The sequence below is a fragment of the Brachybacterium subflavum genome, assembly GCF_009299795.1.
GTDB lineage: Bacteria > Actinomycetota > Actinomycetes > Actinomycetales > Dermabacteraceae > Brachybacterium > Brachybacterium subflavum.
Genome location: NZ_VIGP01000006.1, coordinates 176,536 through 195,551, shown reverse-complemented (window position 1 = coordinate 195,551; position 19,016 = coordinate 176,536). Strand labels below are relative to the sequence as shown.

The 19,016-nt window shown below is 72.9% G+C and carries 18 protein-coding genes; 5 read left to right on the top strand and 13 right to left on the bottom strand.

Annotation, left to right across the window (positions count from 1 at the left end; genetic code table 11):
- Positions 1-111: 111 nt before the first annotated feature.
- Together FHG10_RS15085 and FHG10_RS15080 are read left to right on the top strand one after the other, a co-directional pair.
- The gene (locus FHG10_RS15085) at positions 112-1,317 is read left to right on the top strand and encodes a phosphatase PAP2 family protein (RefSeq protein WP_152354175.1); all 1,206 of its coding nucleotides are present in this window, start codon (positions 112-114) and stop codon (positions 1,315-1,317) included.
- Positions 1,318-1,432: 115 nt separating this feature from the next.
- Positions 1,433-1,966 carry a hypothetical protein gene (locus FHG10_RS15080; RefSeq protein ID WP_152354174.1) on the top strand — a complete coding sequence of 178 codons (534 nt, stop codon included), beginning with the start codon at positions 1,433-1,435 and terminating at the stop codon, positions 1,964-1,966.
- Between the two features lie 70 nt (positions 1,967-2,036).
- On the opposite strand, the gene FHG10_RS15075 is transcribed toward FHG10_RS15080, so the two are convergent.
- Complete coding sequence (locus FHG10_RS15075) at positions 2,037-2,462, bottom strand: glutaredoxin family protein (protein ID WP_152354173.1); 426 nt, start codon at positions 2,460-2,462, stop codon at positions 2,037-2,039.
- 61 nt (positions 2,463-2,523) lie between these two features.
- A complete protein-coding gene (locus tag FHG10_RS15070; protein WP_152354172.1) occupies positions 2,524-3,237 on the bottom strand; it encodes a DUF402 domain-containing protein in 714 nt (237 codons plus the stop codon).
- 89 nt (positions 3,238-3,326) lie between these two features.
- On the opposite strand from FHG10_RS15070, the gene FHG10_RS15065 reads away from it, so the two are divergent.
- Both FHG10_RS15065 and FHG10_RS15060 read left to right on the top strand, forming a co-directional pair.
- Positions 3,327-4,316 (top strand): threo-3-hydroxy-L-aspartate ammonia-lyase, encoded by a 990-nt coding sequence (locus FHG10_RS15065; RefSeq protein ID WP_152354171.1) that lies wholly within the window; start codon positions 3,327-3,329, stop codon positions 4,314-4,316.
- Positions 4,313-4,708 carry a hypothetical protein gene (locus tag FHG10_RS15060; RefSeq protein WP_152354170.1) on the top strand — a complete coding sequence of 132 codons (396 nt, stop codon included), beginning with the start codon at positions 4,313-4,315 and terminating at the stop codon, positions 4,706-4,708. The genes FHG10_RS15065 and FHG10_RS15060 overlap by 4 nt, the downstream gene beginning before the upstream one ends.
- A 67-nt stretch (positions 4,709-4,775) precedes the next feature.
- On the opposite strand, the gene FHG10_RS15055 is transcribed toward FHG10_RS15060, so the two are convergent.
- From FHG10_RS15055 to FHG10_RS15025, 7 genes are all read right to left on the bottom strand, one after another.
- Positions 4,776-5,984 (bottom strand): cysteine desulfurase family protein, encoded by a 1,209-nt coding sequence (locus tag FHG10_RS15055; protein WP_152354169.1) that lies wholly within the window; start codon positions 5,982-5,984, stop codon positions 4,776-4,778.
- Positions 5,984-6,844 (bottom strand): carboxylating nicotinate-nucleotide diphosphorylase, encoded by an 861-nt coding sequence (gene nadC / locus FHG10_RS15050; protein ID WP_152354168.1) that lies wholly within the window; start codon positions 6,842-6,844, stop codon positions 5,984-5,986. The genes FHG10_RS15055 and nadC overlap by 1 nt, the downstream gene beginning before the upstream one ends.
- Positions 6,838-8,463 (bottom strand): L-aspartate oxidase, encoded by a 1,626-nt coding sequence (nadB, locus tag FHG10_RS15045; RefSeq protein ID WP_152354167.1) that lies wholly within the window; start codon positions 8,461-8,463, stop codon positions 6,838-6,840. Before nadB ends, nadC begins: the two co-directional genes overlap by 7 nt.
- A complete protein-coding gene (nadA, locus tag FHG10_RS15040; protein ID WP_152354166.1) occupies positions 8,460-9,884 on the bottom strand; it encodes a quinolinate synthase NadA in 1,425 nt (474 codons plus the stop codon). The genes nadB and nadA overlap by 4 nt, the downstream gene beginning before the upstream one ends.
- Positions 9,885-9,930: 46 nt before the next feature.
- Positions 9,931-10,617 carry an NUDIX hydrolase gene (locus FHG10_RS15035; RefSeq protein ID WP_152354165.1) on the bottom strand — a complete coding sequence of 229 codons (687 nt, stop codon included), beginning with the start codon at positions 10,615-10,617 and terminating at the stop codon, positions 9,931-9,933.
- A gap of 307 nt (positions 10,618-10,924) precedes the next feature.
- Positions 10,925-11,308, bottom strand: coding sequence for a hypothetical protein (locus FHG10_RS15030; RefSeq protein WP_152354164.1), 384 nt, complete (start codon positions 11,306-11,308; stop codon positions 10,925-10,927).
- 62 nt (positions 11,309-11,370) lie between these two features.
- The gene (locus FHG10_RS15025; RefSeq protein ID WP_152354163.1) at positions 11,371-11,904 is read right to left on the bottom strand and encodes a hypothetical protein; all 534 of its coding nucleotides are present in this window, start codon (positions 11,902-11,904) and stop codon (positions 11,371-11,373) included.
- Positions 11,905-12,180: 276 nt separating this feature from the next.
- Here FHG10_RS15025 and FHG10_RS15020 point away from each other — a divergent pair, with 276 nt between their 5' ends.
- Positions 12,181-12,885: a C2 family cysteine protease gene (locus FHG10_RS15020; protein WP_193636344.1), complete on the top strand. Its 705-nt coding sequence runs from the start codon at positions 12,181-12,183 to the stop codon at positions 12,883-12,885.
- Between the two features lie 93 nt (positions 12,886-12,978).
- On the opposite strand, the gene FHG10_RS15015 is transcribed toward FHG10_RS15020, so the two are convergent.
- From FHG10_RS15015 to FHG10_RS15000, 4 genes are all read right to left on the bottom strand, one after another.
- Positions 12,979-14,319: an acyl-CoA dehydrogenase family protein gene (locus FHG10_RS15015; RefSeq protein WP_193636343.1), complete on the bottom strand. Its 1,341-nt coding sequence runs from the start codon at positions 14,317-14,319 to the stop codon at positions 12,979-12,981.
- Entirely contained in the window at positions 14,319-15,536 is a 1,218-nt protein-coding gene (locus FHG10_RS15010) for an acetyl-CoA C-acetyltransferase (RefSeq protein WP_152354161.1), read from the bottom strand. Before FHG10_RS15010 ends, FHG10_RS15015 begins: the two co-directional genes overlap by 1 nt.
- A 652-nt stretch (positions 15,537-16,188) precedes the next feature.
- Positions 16,189-17,907 (bottom strand): ABC transporter ATP-binding protein, encoded by a 1,719-nt coding sequence (locus FHG10_RS15005; protein WP_152354302.1) that lies wholly within the window; start codon positions 17,905-17,907, stop codon positions 16,189-16,191.
- A gap of 56 nt (positions 17,908-17,963) precedes the next feature.
- Positions 17,964-19,016 (bottom strand): ABC transporter permease, encoded by a 1,053-nt coding sequence (locus tag FHG10_RS15000; RefSeq protein WP_152354160.1) that lies wholly within the window; start codon positions 19,014-19,016, stop codon positions 17,964-17,966.

Genomic DNA, 19,016 nt, shown 5'->3' with positions numbered 1-19,016 from the left:
TCCCGTTGGCACTGATCTCTCGACCAGCACCTCACCGAAGCCCGTTCACCCGGTCAGCGGGCACCAAGAGAAATCCGAGGCAACGTTAAAAACTGTCACGAGAATATCCCGATGACCCGAATGCGACGCTGGCCGTACACGTTCGCCGTGGCGCTCTCTCTGCTCATCGGAGCAGCCGCCGTGGTCTCGTCCCTCTACCTCGGTCTCCCCCTGCGGGACCCCGACGGTTTCCTCGGACCCTCGTACATCCGCCTGCCTCTGCTGGCTCTCGGGTTCATCGGCGGCGGGCTCATCGTAGAGGCAGTGAGACGGAACGGGGTGCGGCGCCTTCCCACCGCGGTCATCGACGTCGCCAAGAAGGAATGGACCGCCCACCGCCTGCTGTGCATCGGCACGGGCCTGCTGAGCTTCTACGTCTGCTACGTCGCCTACCGCAACCTCAAGAGCATGCTGCCGGTGTACCGTCGCGGCACTCTCTTCGACCGGCAGCTGCTCCACATCGACTCCTCGCTCACCGAGGGCCACAACCCGGCAGTGATGCTGCACCATCTGCTCGGGACCGACATCGCTGCGACCCTTCTCTCGGTCGCCTACCTGGCCTATCTTCCGCTGGTCCCGATCAGCCTCGGCGCGTTCCTCGTGCTCAGTCGCACGCCTTCCATCGGCGCCTGGTATGCCACGACCCTGTGCCTCAATTGGGCTCTCGGCACCGTCAGCTATTACATCCTGCCGTCGGTCGGCCCGGCGTTCAGCGATCCCGAGGCCTACCGGACACTGCCCGACACCGGAGTCAGCCGACTCCAGGACTCCCTCCTCACCACGCGCCTCGACTTTCTCAGCAACCCTGTCGGCAGCGACTCCATCCAGGGTGTCGCCGCGTTCGCGTCGCTCCACGTCTCCGTCACCTTCGCCGCAGCGCTGTTCATGAGGCGCACCCATCAGAAGGCAGCCCTCCGGGTGACCGCCTGGATCTTCTTCGGCGTGACGACGGTCGCCACCATCTACTTCGGCTGGCACTACATCCTCGACGACATCTTCGGCATGGGCATCGGCTGGGCCTCCGTGGCGCTTGCCGGGTGGGCCACCGGTCAGCACCGGGCACGACGGCGCCCGGTCGGCCTCCCCGCCGACGCCGACCTCGGCGCCGGCGGCTCTGCCCCCGGTGGCTCACGTCCAGGTCTCGGCACCGTGCACCCGCGCTCGTCCGAGCAGCAGCTCCGCCATCGACCCGTTCGACGTCGGCCGTCCGAACGGCCCGACACCACCCGCCCCTCACGACGACCGGCCTCGGCCTTCGAGGCCGTGCGCACGCCCTGAGCACCCGGACGGTTGTCTCGTCCGCGACGGTTCCGTACGGTCGAGGAGCGGTCCTGTTCCGCGGCGCAGGGCCCGCACGACGGGGAACATGGCGCGGCGATCGAGGGGGAGCACGATGCCGGCGACGCCGACGACACCGACACCCGAAGGCGTCCGGACAGCGCGCACGGCGCAGGATCTCACGGGCGCATCGGCCGAGCGGAGCACGCCTCGGCCCATCCCGCTGGCGCTCACGCAGCTCCAGGCCGTGATGCTCTGCGGCGCCCTCGCGGTGATGATGGTGCTCACCACTGTGACCACGAGCTGGTGGCCGTGGCTGGTCTATGCGGTCCTCATGTACGGAGGGCTCCTCCTCGGAGGACTCGTCCGACGCCGTCATCTCGGAGGGCGCGTGACCCGCAGCGGCAGGGTCGTCGCGGTGAGTGCGATCGCGGCGGTCCCGCTGGTGGTGCTCGTGCTCCTCGCGGAGAGCCTCGGATTCACCGCATGGGGGATCCTCGCCATGCTCGTCGTCTTCCTCGGCTTCACCGCGCTGCTGCGCTTCGACGACGTCGCGTCGCTGCAGCGCGCCCGGGAGGGGCACTTCGTCCAGCCCACCGCGTCGGGTCCGCAGGACGTCGTCGGCCCCTCACCCGCCTCCCCGCGCTGAGCGGTTCGCCGCGCCGAGCGGGCACGTCCGTTGCGGATCGGATCGGTCCGACGGATCTCATCGGCCCTGATCAGAGCAGCGCGCGGATCTCGTCGGCCGTGGGATTGCGCAGCACCTGGTCGCCGATGATCACCGTAGGCGTGAGTTCGTCGCCGCCGTTCAGCTCGCGCACACGTGCGTTCGCCTGCTCGTCCTGCCACACGTTCACCCAGGTCACGCACGGGTCGCGCCCCAGACTCAGCAGCAGACGCTCGCAGTAGACGCAGCCGGGCTTCCACAGCACCAGGGCGCGGCCCGGGGCGATCTTCGCCGACGCCTCGGCCCACGCGATGTGGCGTCCGCGCCGGCCCGACCACCAGCCGATCGAGAGCACCACGAGGCAGCCGAGCACGCCGACGATAGCGCCCGCCGTGAGACTCTCGACCCCGATCACGATCGCGAGGACGAGCACGGCGAGGAACCCCAGGAGGATGCTCAGCCGCGTGCGCTGGTCCATGGCGCTCTCCCCTCTCGTCGTCGTACCTGCGGAGGCAGCGGCAGCGGCGATCGCAGCGGCCTCATGGTCGCAGCTCCTGCCAGCCCTCCGGAAACGTCACGAGTCCCGCGTCGGCCGGAGGGACGAAGGCGCCCCAGTCGGCGCCGACCAGACCCTCGCGGCGCTCGAAGATCCCCCGCACCGTCGCTCCCACCTCGGTGATGCGCTCGGCGATCTCGCGGGTCGCGGTGCCGTTGTCCACGAACCATGCCAGCTCGTCCTCGTCCTTCATCGCGACGCGCCAGTCGTCGGTCGCGGGATCGCCCTCGGCGACCACGTCGAGCGCCCAGTCCTGCATGTCGTAGCCGAGCGGGGTGCGCCGCCACGGCGCCTCGAGGTTCCCGTACCAGCGGGGCGTCCAGTCCGTGCCGTCGTGCCAGCGCCAGATCGACCAGGGCTCGCCCGGTCGGTGCGCGCGCACCACCGTGCTGCCGCGCCACGCGGACAGCTCGTAGGAGCCGTCCCAGTCCCCCGGTGCGACGAGCCGGCCGTTCGGGCCCGAGCGGGGGCCGCCGCGCCCCGCCATCTCCGAGCCGGGGACGGTCATCATCACGATGAGGTCCTCGGAGTCGTGCAGGACCGTGCCGGCGACGGCGAAGCCCACGGCCGGGCCCGTCTCGGGGAAGTCGCGGACGCTGCGCTGGACGACGTCCGTGCCGGGGGCGTGCGGCGGCACGGGCGGGTCGTAGGGCGCGGTGGGGAGGTCGCCGAAGGGGCCGGTGGTCAGTGTCGCCATGGCCTCACCGTACGCAGGGGTCCGACGGCCGGTCCCATCGGCCGCATAGAGTCGGACGGGACCCGGCCGCAGCAGGAAGAAGGAACCGCGTGAGCGCACCCACGATCGCCGACGTGCGCGAGGCCGCGTGCCTCCTGGACGGCGTCGCCCATCGCACGCCCGTGCTCACCTCCCGCACGCTCGACGCTCTGACCGGCTGCGAGATGCTGCTGAAGGCGGAGAACCTGCAGCGCGTGGGGGCGTTCAAGTTCCGCGGCGCCTTCACGGCGCTGAGCGCCCTCGCCCCCGGGACGCCCGTGGTCGCGTTCTCCTCCGGCAACCATGCGCAGGCGGTCGCGCTCGCGGCGCGCGAGCAGGGGCGCCGCGCCACCATCGTCATGCCGGAGGACTCCCCGGCGGCGAAGCTCGCCGCGACCCGCGGCTACGGCGCCGAAGTGGTCCTCTACGACCGCTACCGCGAGGACCGCACCGCGATCGCGCGCAGCATCGCCCACGAGCAGGGCGCGGAGGTCATCCCGCCCTTCGACCATCCGGCGATCATCGCCGGCCAGGGCACCGCGGCCCTCGAGCTCCTCGAGGACGTGGGCGATCTCGACCTGCTGTTCGTGCCCTGCGGAGGCGGGGGCCTGCTCTCGGGCAGTCTGCTCGCCGCGGGAACCCTCTCCCCCGCCTGTCGCGTGTTCGGCGTGGAGCCGGAGGCCGGGGACGACGTGTGCCGCTCCCTCGAGGCGGGCGAGCCGGTGTCCATCGACGTGCCGCGCACCATCGCCGACGGCGCGCAGACCACGCGCGTCGGCGACACGACCTTCGCGATCATCCGAGAGCGCGCGAGCGGCATCCTCACTGCGAGCGACGACGAGCTCGTCGCCCAGATGCGGTTCCTCGCAGCGCGGATGAAGACCGTGGTGGAGCCGACGGGCTGCCTGGGCCTCGCCGCCGCCGTCGCACAGGCGCGGGAGCTGGCCGGCGACCTCGGCAGACGGCCCCGCGTGGGCGTGATCCTCTCGGGCGGGAACGTGGACCTCGCCCGGTTCGCCGAGCTCGTGGGCGGCGCCGAGGATGCGGAGGACCGGGCATGAGCGCGGACCGTGGACGGGTCGCATCCGGCCGACCGCTCTGGCCCGGGCAGGCGCTGTCCTCGCTGCTGATGGCGGGCGGCGTGCTCATGCCCTACGCCCCGTGGCTGATTTCGAACGGGCTGGCGCGGCTGCTGGTGATGCTCGCGCTGCTGGTGGCGGGTGTGCTGCTCTACGGGATTGCGATCAGGCGATCCGATCTGCCGCGCACGGGCGCGCCGACCACGCCCGTCGCCTCGCGGATGATCTTCCTGGGCGTCATCGGGCTGACGCTGCTGTCCTCGCTCGTCATCGAGAGCATCCACGCGCCCCTGTGGGTCCCGCTGCTGGTCGTCGTGGCGGCGCTGCTGTTCCTGGCCTTCCACCTCGACGCGAGGTCGCGGACGCAGCGATAGGAGCGGGTGCAGAGGAGGCGCTTCCAGGGGTGGGCGCTGACGTCTGGCGCTGGGCGCTGAGCACGCCTCACCGCTCCCGCAGCACCTGCTCCACCGCCGCGGCCGCGGCCTCGAGGGTCTGCGCATCCGCGCTGCGGGGGAAGCTGAAGCGCACGGCCGTCTGCGCGACCTCGCGCGGGACGCCCAAGGCCGTGAGCACGTGCGAGGGCTCGTCGCTTCCGGCCGCGCAGGCCGAGCCGCTCGAGGCGATGATGCCGTGCTCCTCGAGATCCAGCAGGACCGATTCGCCGCTGGTGCCGGGGAAGCAGAAGGAGGCGTGGCCCAGCAGGCGGCGGACCGGCGGAGCGGCGGTCGTGACCGGGTCCGCGTCTGCGCCCGCGCCCGCGCCCGCGCCCGCCGAACGATCCTCACCCGCAGAAGCGACCGTCGGCCCCGTGATCAGCGCACCCTCGAAGGAGGCGAGGACGCGGGCGATGAAGGCATCGCGCAGAGCCGTGAGCCGGGCGGTCGTCTCCTCGCGCTCGGACTCGGCGAGCTCGAGCGCGGTCGCGAGCGCGACCGCGAAGGCGACGTTCTCGGTGCCCGAGCGTCGGCCGGCCTCCTGCCCGCCGCCGTGGACGAGCGGTTCGAGGGGCAGACGGCCGCGGATGATCGCGGCACCGATCCCCTTGGGCGCACCGAGCTTGTGCCCCGAGATCGTCAGCGCGTCCGCGCCGAGGTCGCGCAGGTCGAGCCAGCCCGCCGCCTGGACGGCGTCGGTGTGCAGGAGCGCGCCGACGCGGTGGGCCTCCGCGGCGAGCGCGGGCACGTCGGAGATCGCTCCCACCTCGTTGTTCGCGTACGCGAGGGACACCAGGGTCGTGTCCTCCCTCAGCACCTCGCGCAGGGCCTCCGGTGCGATCGTCCCGTCGGCCGAGGGGGTCACGAAGGAGACCTCGAAGCCGTGCAGGCGGCGCAGGTGATCGATGCTGCCGAGCACCGCCTCGTGCTCGATCGGCGAGGTGACCAGGTGCTTTCCGCGCGGGGTCGCGAGCGCGAGGCCCTTGATCGCGAGGTTCGCGGCCTCGCTGCCGCCGCTGGTGAAGGTGACGTCGCTGCGGCGAACACCCAGCACGGCCGCGACCCGGGAGCGGGCGTCGGCGAGTCCCGCGGCGGCGGCCTCTCCCGCGCTGTGGTGGCTCGAGGGATTGCCGAACACGCCGGTCAGATAGGGCCACGCGGCCTCGAGGGCCTCGCGCCGCACCGCGTCGGTCGCGGCGGCGTCGAGATACAGCATCACCGGGCGGCGCTCACCGTCGCGTCGAGCCCCAGGTCGAGGCTGCGCACCGAATGGGTGAGGGCGCCGGAGGAGATCACGTCGACCCCGGTGTGGGCGATGTCCCCGACGGTCTCGAGGGTGACGTTGCCGCTGGCCTCGACGATCGCGCGGCCGCCGACGATCTCCACGCCGCGCGCGAGGTCGGCAAGCGAGAAGTTGTCGAGCATGATGACGTCGACGCCGCCGTCGAGCACGGGCTCGATCTGGTCGATGCGATCCACCTCGACCTCCAGGCGCGTCATGTGCCCGAGGCGCTCGCGGGCGGCGCGGATCGCCTCGGTGAGGTCGAGGCCCTGGCTGCGCAGCACCGCGAGGTGGTTGTCCTTGGCCATCACGCCGTCGGAGAGGGAGAAGCGGTGGTTCACGCCGCCGCCGCAGCGCACCGCATGGCGCTCGAGGGCGCGCAGTCCGGGCGTGGTCTTCCGGGTGTCGGTGATGCGCGCGCCGGTCCCCTCGACCGCGTCGACGAAGGCGCGGGTGAGGGTCGCGATGCCGGACATGCGCTGGGCGAAGTTCAGGGCGATCCGCTCGGCCTGGAGCACGGCGCGCGCGGGCCCCTCGATCTCGGCGAGGACCTGGCCTGCCGCGAAGGAGTCGCCGTCGGCGGCATGCGCCGTGACCTGGACCGACGTGTCCGTGAGCCGGAAGGCGGCGCTCACCACGTCGATGCCGGCGAGCACCCCGGCCTCCCGGGCGGTGAGGGCGGCCTCGGCGCGGGCGTCCGCGGGCAGGAAGGCCTCGCAGGTGGCGTCGCCCCAGGGCGCGTCCTCGGCGAGCGCAGCGGCGACGACGCGGTCGATGTGGGCGGTGGTCAGCATGCGTGGACCTCCTGGAGGGCGGGGGCGGGAAGGGGTGGGGCCGGCGGGGCGGGGATCGGCGAATTCTGGGCCATCGCCTCTGCGGCCGACGGGTCGTCGAGCCGGTGGTGGGCGCCCGCGGAGGCGGTGCGGGCACGGGCCGCGGCGACCGTGAGGCGGGCGAGATGCAGGAGGTTGCGATCCTCGACCGCGGCCACGGTGCGGGGCGTCGGGGCGGACCAGCCGTCCAGGACATGGGCGGCGTGCGCGAGCTGGTCGCCCGTGCGCAGCAGCCCCACGTGCTCCCACATGAGCTCCTGCAGGTCGCGGCGCGTCCATGCGGGCGGGGCGGTGGGCGCCGCGGAGGCTGCGGCGGGTGCTGCGCGGGAGTCAGCGCCCGACCCAGCAGTCGACCCAGCGGCCTCGACAGCCGCGATCTCTCCGGCGCGTGCGCCGTAGACGGCGCCTTCGAGCAGCGAGTTCGAGGCCAGGCGGTTCGCGCCGTGCACGCCGGTGCAGGCGCACTCCCCCGCGGCGAACAGCCCGGGAAGGCTCGTCCGGCCCTCGAGGTCGGTGCGGATCCCGCCCATCGCGTAGTGGGCGGCCGGGGTCACCGGGATCGGCGCGGACGCCCAGTCGAGCCCCGCGGCGCGCACGGCGGCGTCGATCGTCGGGAAACGTCGTGCGAGCTCGGCGCGACCGATGCCCGTGGCGTCCAGCAGCACCGGTCGCCCCTGCTGGGCGGCCATGACGCGGGCGATGGCCCGGGCGACCACGTCGCGGGGCGCGAGCTCGGCGCGCGGGTCGATATCGGGCATGAAGCGCCGGCCCTCCGCATCGCGCAGGACGGCGCCCTCTCCGCGCACGGCCTCGGAGACGAGGAAGGCGCTGCCGGTGAGGGCCGTCGGGTGGAACTGCACGAACTCGAGGTCGTCGACGCGCGCCCCCGCGCGCCGGGCGGCGGCGACGCCGTCGCCCGTGGCGACCTCGGGGTTCGTGGTGTGGGCGTAGAGCTGCCCGGCGCCGCCGGTCGCGAGGACCACCGCGCCGGCCCGGACCTCGCACGCCGACCCGTCGGCCGCGAGGAGGGCCGCACCGACGACCCGTCGGGCCACCGGATCCTGCTGTGCGCCCGGAGCCACGAGCAGATCGACGAGGGCGACATGCTCGATGATCTCGATCCCGGCACGCCGGACGGCGCTGACCAGGGCATCCTCGATCGCGCGGCCGGTGGCGTCGCCGCCGGCGTGCAGGATCCGGGGTCGCGAATGCGCGCCCTCGAGGCCCATCGCATAGGGCCGGTCCTCGGACCCGGCCGGCCCGTCCTCGCGGTCGAAGGCGACCCCGAGGTCGATGAGCTCGCGGATCCGGTCCGGCCCCTCCTCGCAGAGCACGCGCACGGCGTCCTCGAGGCACAGCCCGGCGCCCGCGACGTGCGTGTCGGCGGCGTGCTGGGCGGGCGAGTCCGCGGGGTCGAGGGCACCTGCGATCCCGCCCTGGGCGCGGGCCGTGGCGGAGGCGTCGATCTCGCCCTTGGTCACGAGCAGCACGCGGCAGGTGCGGCCGGCGCGCAGGGCGGCGGTGAGACCGGCGATGCCGGAGCCGACCACGAGCACGTCGGTGCGCAGGGTGCGGGTCATGCGCGCGCCGCGCCGGCCACGCTCCCGACAGCCGCGTCCGTCGCGCTCCCCGTGCCCGCCGTCGGTCCGTCGGCCGATCCGCCGCCGACCGCCCCGGGCTTCGCGGCGAGCATGCGCTCGAGGGCGAGGCGGGCGGGATCGGCGACGTCGGGGCCGACGGTGATGCGGTTGATGACCTCGCCCTCGAGCAGCGACTCGAGCGCCCAGGCGAGGTAGCCGGGGTGGATGCGGTACATCGTCGAGCAGGGGCAGACCACGGGGTCAAGGCAGAAGATCGTGTGCTGCGGGTGCTGCGCGGCGAGGCGCTGGACGAGGTTGATCTCGGTGCCGATCGCGAAGGTCGTGGGCTCGTCGGCCGCCTCGATGGCCTTGCGGATGTAGTCGGTGGAGCCGGACTCGTCGGCCGCGTCGACCACGGGCATGGGGCACTCGGGGTGGACGATCACGCGCACGCCGGGGTGCTCGGCGCGGGCCTTGTCGATCTGCGCGGTCGTGAAGCGCTTGTGGACCGAGCAGAAACCGTGCCAGAGCACCACCTTCGCCTCGCGCAGGGTCTGCTGGTCGTTCCCGCCGAGCGGGCTGCGCGGGTTCCACATCGGCATCTGCTCGAGCGGGATGCCCATGGCCTTCGCGGTGTTGCGGCCCAGGTGCTGGTCGGGGAAGAAGAGCACCCGCCGGCCGCGGGCGAAGGCCCACTCGAGCACGGTCGCGGCGTTCGAGGAGGTGCACACGATCCCGCCGTGGCGGCCCACGAAGCCCTTGATCGCCGCGGAGGAGTTCATGTACGTCACGGGGATGACCGGGGCGAGGGCGTCGTCCCCGTCGGCCGCACTCGCTCCATCGGCATCGCCCCGCGCGTCGGCCGCGCCGAGCTCGTCGGCATAGACCTCCATGAGCTGCTCCCAGCACTCCTCGACCTGGTCGATGTCGGCCATGTCGGCCATCGAGCAGCCCGCGGCGAGGTTCGGCAGGATGACCGCCTGCTCGGGGCCGGAGAGGAGATCGGCGGTCTCGGCCATGAAGTGCACGCCGCAGAAGATGATCGCCTCGGCCTCGCGACGGGCCTTCGCTGCGGTCGCGAGCTGGAAGGAATCGCCCACGTAGTCGGCGTACTGCACGACCTCGTCGCGCTGGTAGAAGTGGCCGAGGACCACGACCCTGTCCCCCAGCTCGGCCTTCGCGGCGCGGATGCGCCGGTCGAGCTCCTCGCGGCTGGCCTGCCGGTAGCCCTCGGGGATGCCGCCCTGGCGGGGCGCGGCGCCCGGGATCAGGTCGGCCTGGGAGGCGCCGGGGCCGTACGTGGAGGGCCCGGCGTCCACGTCCCACGGCGCGTCCAGCAGCGCGGTCGAGCAGGTGCTGCCGCGGGCGGCGCCCGTCGAGATGTCGCGGATGGTGAGGTCGACCGAGGCGGTGGTGGTCATCGGGTTCTCCAGGGTGTGGGGCGGGGCGATGGGGCTGCGGGACCGGTCAGAGGCCGGTGAGCGGGCCGTTGTCGGCCAGGTGGATGGACTCGTCGTGGCGGAAGAGCTGGGCGGGGCGGTGCCTGCCGCCGGCGCGGTACTCGCCCGTGGGGACGAGGCGTCCGCTCGCCTCGATCTGGCGGCGGAAGTTCGCGGGGTCCAGGCGCTTCTGCAGGACCGCCTCGTGGACGGCGCGCAGTTCGGCGAGGGTGAAGGTCTCCCCGAGGAAGGCGGCGGCGATGCGGGAGTACTCGACCTTGTTGCGCAGGCGCCAGAGCGCGTACTCGACGATGAGCGAGTGGTCGAACGCGAGCTCGGGCAGCTCGTCCGCGACGAACCAGCGCACGTTGACCGACTCGACGCTCGCGTCGGCCTCCTCGGAGCGCACGAGCGCCCAGTAGACCACCGAGACCGTGCGCTCCGCGGCCGAGGGCGCACGGTCCAGGCTCCCGAAGGCGTAGAGCTGCTCGAGGTAGCGCGGAGTGAGCCTCGTGGTCTCGCGCAGGGTCCGACCGGCCGCTGCCGCGAGCCCCTCGCCGGCTCCGAGCGGACCGCCGGGAAGGGCCCATTTCCCCTGGTGAGGGGCTCGGATACGGCGCACGAGCGGAACCCACAGCACTGGCAGTCGGGTGCTGGGATGCGGACGCAGCGCGAAGATCACCGTCGAGACGGCAAGGGAGACGGGATCGGCCACAGCGGTCACCTCCAGTTAAAGTCACGCAGACCTTTACGGTTGCGGAGACCTTATGGTCGCCATGACCCGAACAGGGGCGCTGTGACGCGGAGCTGTGACCGCCGTCACTGACGGGGTGACTCTAAGTCGAGGCCGACGGAGGCGCTGGACACGGCACCGCGCCGGGCCGGACTCGCGCCGCCCCTGGGCGTTCGGTCAGAAAATGTGCCGGGTCCGCGCCAGGATGGCACGGACCCTGACCAGACCCGGCTCGGCCGCATCCCCTTGCCGCCCGCGCGTCCCCGGCGTTCGATGGCGCCGTGACGAGCTATGTCTCCCACACGTCCATCGACTGCGCGCACGCCTTCGAGCTCTCGGAGTTCTGGAAGAGGGCGCTCGGATACGTCGACGATCCCGAGGGCAACGAGTTCTGCATCCTGCACTCGGAAGCGGAGATCACCGCGATGCGGTGACCGGGCGGCGCGGCACCGCGACCGGGGCCCTCGGCAGTGAGCTGCATTCCCCAGTCCGCGTCGACCGCGGCGAGGCCGGTGCCCACGAGGACGGCGGCCGCACCCTCGATCCGCTCGCGGGAGGGGACGTCGGTCTGCAGCATGTCCCACCCGGAGAGCAGGTACCGGGTGACGCGCGTCGGGCGCTTCTCGTCCAGCAGCGTCATCAGGGTGGCGGTGTCGTCGACATCGAGATCCATGGCGGCAGTATCCCTGGGAGCAGCGCCGACCCTGCATGGAGGCCGACCTCGCAGCGAGAACCTCAGCCCGCGTCGAGGGCGGAGCAGTCGCCGCCCACATCCACCGTGACCGCGAGCTCCGCGTATCCCTTCGAGCGGAAGCTGAGGGTGGTGCCCTCGGCGGCGCTCGAGGTGGTGAGCCAGCCGCCCTTCCCGCCCGTCGGAGCCGGGGCGGCGGGGAGCCCATGGGCGGTGAGCGCCGTGGTCAGGGCGTCGGCGATGCGCTGGTGATGCTCGGGGTCCTCGCCGAGGTAGGCGTCGCAGCGTCGCGTGGGGGACGTCCATCGGCATCCCCCGTCGCGCGGCTCGGTGCCGGCAGGCGACGCGTCGCTCCAGTCGTGACCTCCGAAGGCATCGTCGAGCGCCTTCTGCGCGTCCTCGAGCAGGGTGCGTCCCGCGTCGACCGCGTCCTGAGGTTCCTCGGTGCTCGTGGGCATGGTGCTCTCCTCCTGCGCGGGATCGGTTCCCCGGCACGCTGCCATCACCGTGGAGACCATGGTCGCGCCGAGGATCAGCGCCGCTCGCCGTCCGGGCGTCCTGCGCAGGTGCTCTGCCATCGCGCCTCCTGATCTGCGGCCCGGCCGGGCCGCTCGGACAAGTCTCATCGGGCCGACCCTCCCCCGCAAGCGCGCGCGATGGGGAGAAGTGCCCATCGACCGCCGACGACGTCGTCCGTAGTGCTCCGCCAGAGGCCGCATCCGACAGGGGGACCCGATGACCTCCCTCGGTGCCGACACCGAAGCGCTCGCGGCGTGGTCCGCGGACGCGGAGCGGGCTCGCACTCGCCTCGCGGAACTCCTGGCCGCCCTGGACAGCGCGGTCGTCGGCGCCGAATGGACCGGTCCCGATGCACGTGCGTTCCGCGCCGACTACGAGGGCCGCCCCTCGCCTCGGCCGCGGCGGTCGCGCAGACGAATCCCGATTTCATCGAGAAGAACGTCTGGTTCAGCGACGGGAAGTACCACGTCCGGTTCTACGAGAAGGGATTCTGGGGCAACACCGAGGAGAAGGTCGTCGCCGTGGATCCCCAGGTCGCGGAGCGCGGCGCGCGACGCTCCGACGGCAGCATCTCGACGATGTCCGTCTACGAGACCGCCTACGCGCAGCAGCAGGGTGGGTACGACCGGATCGAGGACGGCGGCCACGCGCAGGACGCGCTGTTCACGATCACCGGCAAGGAGCCGACGACCACGGACGTGGAGCCCTCGGTCGACGAACTGCGCCGGAACCTGAAGGACGGCAAGGTGGTCGTCGCCGACACGGGCCCCCGCGACGGCGAGGGCGGCCTCTTCGACACCGAGTCGTGGGACGACAAGGACGGCCCGGTCCCCCGCGACACCGTCTCCACGCACCAGTACGTGGTGACGGGCGTGACGAAGGACGGTCACGTCGAGCTGCAGAACCCGTGGGGCCCCGACGGCGGCTACCAGGAGGGGGACAGCGTGAAGAAGCCCGGCACCCTGGTCCTCACCGAGGACGAGTACCGCGAGCGGTTCCAGAACGTGACAGTCGCCGAGGACCCGGATCCCGAGCGCTGACGCCCCTCGCACGGTGACCAGGAGAGCCGTCTCCCGTCGGCGCGGCGCGCCGCGTGCGGGTCCGCCGAGCCTGCATGCGGACCCGCCCGCGTCTCACACGAACGCGCTGACCCCGGTCACCTTCCGGCCCACGATGAGGGACTGCATGGTGTCGGTGCCCTCGTAGGTGTGGAGGGCCTCGATGTCGCTGCGGTGGCGCACCACGCGGTTCTCGAGCAGGATCCCGGAGCCGCCCAGCAGGTCGCGGGCGTTCGAGGCGATCTCACGCGCGGCGCGGGTGTTGTGCACCTTGGCGAGCGACGCCTGCTCGGGGCTGATCGTCCCCGCGGTCTCGAGCTCGGCGAGGCGCGTGCAGTACAGCTGCATGGACGTGAGGGTCTGCAGCATGTCGGCGAGGCGCACCTGCACGTTCTGCGCCTTGGCGAGGGGCCGGCCGAACTGGATGCGGGTGCGCGCGTGCTCGAGAGCCGCCTCGTAGCAGGCGGTGGCGTGCCCGAGGGCGCCCCAGGCGACGCCCGCGCGGGTCGCGAACAGGACCTTCGAGGTGTCCTTGAAGGAGCGCGCACCGGGCAGGCGCGCGTCCAGCCCCACGCGCACGTCGTCCAGGCGGATGTGGGCCTGGTGGATGGCGCGCAGGGCGACCTTGCCGGTGATGACCTCGGCCTCGTAGCCGGGAAGGTCCTGGGGGACGAGGAAGCCGGAGACCTGGCCGTGCAGGGTCTCGTCGCTCGGGTCGTCGACACGTGCCCAGACCACGGACACATGGCCGTTCACGCCGTTGCCGATCCAGCGCTTCTGGCCGCTCAGGACCCACTCGTCGCCCTCGCGCCGGGCGGTGGTCTCCAGGGACACGGAGTCGGAGCCGTGGTCGGGCTCGGTGAGGGCGAAGGCGCCGAACTCGCGGCCGGCGACCAGAGGCTCGACCCAGCGCTCCTTCTGGGCGTCGGACCCGAGCAGCACGATCGAGCGCAGGGCGAGGCCGCCCTGGACGCCCACCATCGTGCCGAGCGACCCGTCGATCCGGGAGAGCTCCATGTTCACCAGGCCCGCCGCGAGCGGGCTCAGCGCACGGTGCCCGGGGACGTCGAGGCCGTCGGTGAGCAGGTCGAGGTCGCCGAGCTTCGCGATCAGCTCCGTCGGGTACTCGGCGCGGTCCCATGCCTCGCTCAGGCGCTCGAGGTCCTCCGCGAGGCGGCGGGCGTCGACCCAGGCCTGCAGGTCCTCTCCGGCGACGTCCTGGAAGAGGGCGAAGTGGTCGGCCTCGATCGGCAGCAGCTCGGCGGGGGTCGCGGCGGTCGGGTCGGGGGCCGAGACGACGGGGCCGGGGCCGATGCCGGTCGCGGCGTCGCCGGCGCTCTCGGAGCGGGCGGCGCCCGCGTCGGTGCTCGGGGCCGGAGGGGTCTGGGGCTGGCCGGGGTGGTCGGTCGTGGTCATCAGGACATCCTCTCGAGGATCAGGGCCATGCCCTGGCCGCCGCCGACGCACAGCGTGGCCAGGCCCAGCGCGCCGTCGCGCTCCTGCAGGCCGTGGATGAGGGTGGTGGTCATGCGGGCGCCGGTCTGGCCCCAGGGGTGGCCCAGCGCGATCGCGCCGCCGTGGACGTTGAGCTTGTCATGGTCGATGCCGAGGTCGTCGGCCGACGGGATGACCTGGGCGGCGAAGGCCTCATTGAGCTCGACGAGGTCGATGTCGCCGATGCTCATGCCGGCGATGTCGAGGGCGCGGCGGGTGGCCTCCACCGGGCCCAGGCCCATGATCTCGGGGCTGAGGCCGGAGACGCCGGTGGCGACGACGCGCGCGAGCGGGGTGAGGCCGAGCTCCCGAGCGCGCTCGTCGGACATGACGACGAGCGCCGCGGCGCCGTCGTTCAGCGGGCAGCAGTTGCCCGCCGTGATCGTCCCGTCCGGGCGGAAGACGGGGTCGAGCTGGGAGACGGACTCGTAGGTGACGCCCGCGCGCGGGGAATCGTCGGCGGAGACGACGGTGCCGTCGGGCAGGGTGACCGGGGTGATGTCGCGGTCGAAGAAGCCCGAGGAGATCGCGGCCTCGGCGCGGTTCTGCGAGCGCACCGCGTACTCGTCCTGCGCCTCGCGGGTGATGCCGCGCAGCTCGGCGACGTTCTCCGCGGTCTGGCCCATGAGGATGTACGGGTCCGGCAGATCGCCGTCCTCGCGGGGATCGTGCCAGGGGGCGGGGATCTCGCGGCTCGCACGCCTGTCGGTGCGCTCCCAGGCGTCGCGGAAGAGCGGGTCGCGGTCGTCCTCCTCCATGAGCTTGCCGCTGGACATGGAGATCGACTCGACCCCGGCGGAGATCACCGTGTGCGCCTCGCCCGCGCGGATCGCGTGGAAGGCGGCGCGCGTGGTCTGGATGCTCGAGGCGCAGAAACGGGTGACGGTCGCGCCGGGCACGGTGTCCAGGCCCAGGCGGATGGCGACGGTGCGGGCAAGGTTGCCGCCCTGGTACCCCTCGGGGATCGCGCAGCCCAGCTGCAGGTCGTCGATGGTGGCGGGATCCAGGCCCGGCACCTGCTCGAGGGCCGCGCCGATCATCTGACCGGCGAGGTCGTCGGGGCGGATCGAGATGAGCGAGCCCTTGCGGGCGCGGCCGATGGGCGAACGGGCAGCGGCGACGATGACGGCCTCGGGCACGGTGTCTCCTTCGACGGGTGTGGGGGCGCCGGTCCCGGGTCCGCCGGAGGTGCCGCGCGCAGGCGCACCGCAGGACGGATACCGATACCGGCCGTTCCTGATACTAACGGTTTCAGGTACCCGTGCCAATCAGTGCGAGGCGGGGCGGGGCCGGCGGACCGGGGCGACGTGCGGACCGGTCATCCGGTCGACGAACTCGGCCCCGCGCCGACGGACCCCCTCCGTCGCGCGGGGCCGATCGTCCGCTCCCCACCGGGCATCAGCCCGATCCCCCGTGGGGGCACCTCGAACACTAGGTCCGTCCACCGACATCCGACCATGGGGAGAAGTCCCCATCGACGCTGGTCATGGAGTGGCAACAGAAAGCGTCGGCGCACCCGCGCGGCACGACACATGGGGAATCGTCCCGGGCGGGCGATCGATGCACCGCATCGTCACGCAACGGCTCATGCGCGACACTCATGCAATATCCGGCACGAGTGTCGCGCATAGGCCCTGCGGCGACTGAGCCACCCCGTCTGCGCCCGGCTCGGGGCACCGGCGCCAGGGCGGCGCCCCGATCCGGGCACCGGGCGCAGGGCACCGGGCGCAGGGCACCGGGCACCGGGCACCGGGCACCGGGCACCGGGCACCGGGCACCGGGCACCGACCCTCACCCCTGCGCGGCCCCGAACTCCTGCGCGAAGGCGAGGCGGCGGCGCTCCTGCTCGATCGGGTCGGGCACGGGCAGCGAAGCGATGAGGCGCCGGGTGTAGGGATCCTGCGGGTTCTGCAGCACGTCCGGTCCATGCCCCTGCTCCACGAGGCGGCCGTGGTGGAGCACGCCGATGCGGTGGGCGAGGGAGTCGACGACCGCGAGGTCGTGGCTGATGAACAGCGCCGCGAAGCCCAGGCGCTCCTGCAGCTCCCGGAACAGCTCGAGCACCGTGGCCTGCACGGACACGTCCAGCGCGCTCGTCGGCTCATCGGCGATCAGCAGCTCGGGATCCAGCACCAGCGCACGCGCGAGCGACACGCGCTGGCGCTGCCCGCCCGAGAGCTCGTGCGGGTAGCGGCGGCGGTGCCCGGCGGGCAGCTCGACGGCCTCGAGCAGCTCCCCCACCTTCTGCGAGCGCGCCTGCGCGGACATGCCCCGCTCGTGCACGGCGAGCGGCTCGGCAATGCACTCCTCGATGGTCAGGTGCGGGTTGAAGGAGGTCGCAGGGTCCTGGAAGACGAAGCCGATGCGGCGCCGCACGGGCTTGAAGGCGCGCTCGCGCAGACCCAGCATCTCGTGGCCCAGCACGGTGAGGCTGCCGTCGGTCGCCCTCTCGAGGCCAGCGACGGTGCGGCCGATGGTGGTCTTCCCGGAGCCGGACTCCCCCACCAGCCCGAAGACCTCGCCGCGGCGGATCGTGAGGTCGACCCCATCGACGGCGCGGAAGGCGGGCCGCCCCAACCGGCCCGGGTACTCGATGACCAGGTCCTTCGCGGTCACCAGCGGCTGGGCGGCCTCGATCTCCTCCCGCTGCGCGCGGGAGAGGGAGCTCCAGGCGCTGCGCCGCCCCAGGTGCGGGACGGCCTCGAGCAGCGTGCGCGTGTACTCCTCGCGGGGCTCGGCGAACAGCTCGCGCACGCCGGCCTGCTCGATCACGCGGCCGTGGTGCATGACGGCCACGCGGTCGGCGAGGTCGGCGACGACGCCCATGTTGTGGGTGATGACGATGATCGAGGTGCCGAAGCGGTCCCGCACGTCGCGCAGCAGGTCCAGGATCTCGGCCTGGACGGTGACGTCGAGGGCGGTCGTGGGCTCGTCGGCCACGATGAGCTCGGCATCGAGGGCGAGCGCCATCGCGATCATGATGCGCTGCTTCTGACCGCCGGAGAACTCGTGCGGGTAGCGGTCGATGCGCTCGGCGGGGTCGGGGATGCCGACGGCCGTGAGCGCCTCGATCGCCTTCGCGCGGATCTGCTTGCGCGTGAGCTTCGGCTGGTGGGCGCGCAGGCCCTCGCCCATCTGCCACCAGATCGGGAACACCGGGTTCAGGGCGCTCGAGGGCTCCTGGAAGACCATCGAGACGTCCTCGCCTCGCAGCGAGCGCAGGCGCGCGCCGCTGAGGCCGACGACGTCGGTCCCGGAGACCAGCACCGCGCCGGACTCCTCGGCGGTCTCCGGCAGCAGGCCCAGGATGCTGCGGGCCGTCACCGACTTGCCCGAGCCGGACTCGCCGACGACGGCGAGGATCTCGCCGGGCGCGACCTCGAGGCTGACGCCGTCGACCGCGTGGACCTCCCCGGCGTCGGTCGCGAAGGTGACGTCGAGGTCGCGGATCGCGAGGCGCGCACCCGCACCTCCCGATCCGCTCCCGCTCGCCGATCCGCTCCCGCCCATCGGCCCGGTCCCGCCCATCGACCCGCTCCCGCCCGTCGGCCCGCTCAGGGTCCCGCTCATGCCGTCGCCTCCTGCGAAGTGGCCTCGGCCCGCGAGGACCGGCGCCGGCGCCGCACGCGCAGGCGCGGGTCGTTGAGGTCGTTGATGGACTCGCCCACGAGGGTCACGCCGAGCACGGCGGCGACGATCGCGAGGCCCGGGAACAGGCCGGTCCACCAGATGCCGGAGGTCGCGTCGGCCATGGCCCGGTTGAGGTCGTAGCCCCATTCGGAGGCGCTCGTCGGCTCGATGCCGAAGCCCAGGAAGCCCAGCGCGGCGAGGGTCAGGATCGCCTCGGAGCTGTTGAGGGTGAAGATCAGCGGCAGGGTGCGGGTGGCGTTGCGCAGCAGGTGGGTGCCCATGATGCGCCGGTGCCCGGTGCCGATGACCTTCGCGGCCTCGACGAAGGGCTCGGCCTTCAGCCGCACCACCTCGGCGCGGATGACCCGGAAGTACTGGGGCACGAACACCACGGTGATCGAGATGGCCGCGGCGAGGATGCCGCCGCCCGCGCTCGACTGGCCGCCGGAGATCACGATCGACATGACGATCGCGAGCAGCAGGGAGGGGAACGCGTAGATCGCGTCGGCCAGCATCACCAGGATCCGGTCGAGCCACCCGCCCACGTATCCGGAGACCAGCCCCAGCGCGACCCCGATGAACAGGGACAGCACCACGGCGCACGCCATCACGGCCACGGCCGTCCGCGTGCCCCAGATGACGCGCGAGAGCACGTCGTAGCCGGCGACGGTCGTGCCCAGCGGATGCGCGCCCGACGGCGGCTGCTGGGTGCCGAAGGAGGCGCCGTCTGCCGAGGTCTCGGCGAAGCCGTAGGGCGCGAGCAGCGGCGCGAACAGCGCCGTCACCAGCAGGCCGAGCACGAGCACGAGGCCCGCGACGAGCATGCCCCGCTGCAGGCCGACGCTGCGGCGCAGATGGCTGATGATCGGCAGTCGCAGGTACCAGCGCTCGCGCACCGTGGCGGCGACGACGGCTGCCTCGGCGGCGAGCTCGGTGCCCTCCTGCGCGGCGGCGGACTCGCCGGGCGGCTGGGGCGGGGGGATCGTCAT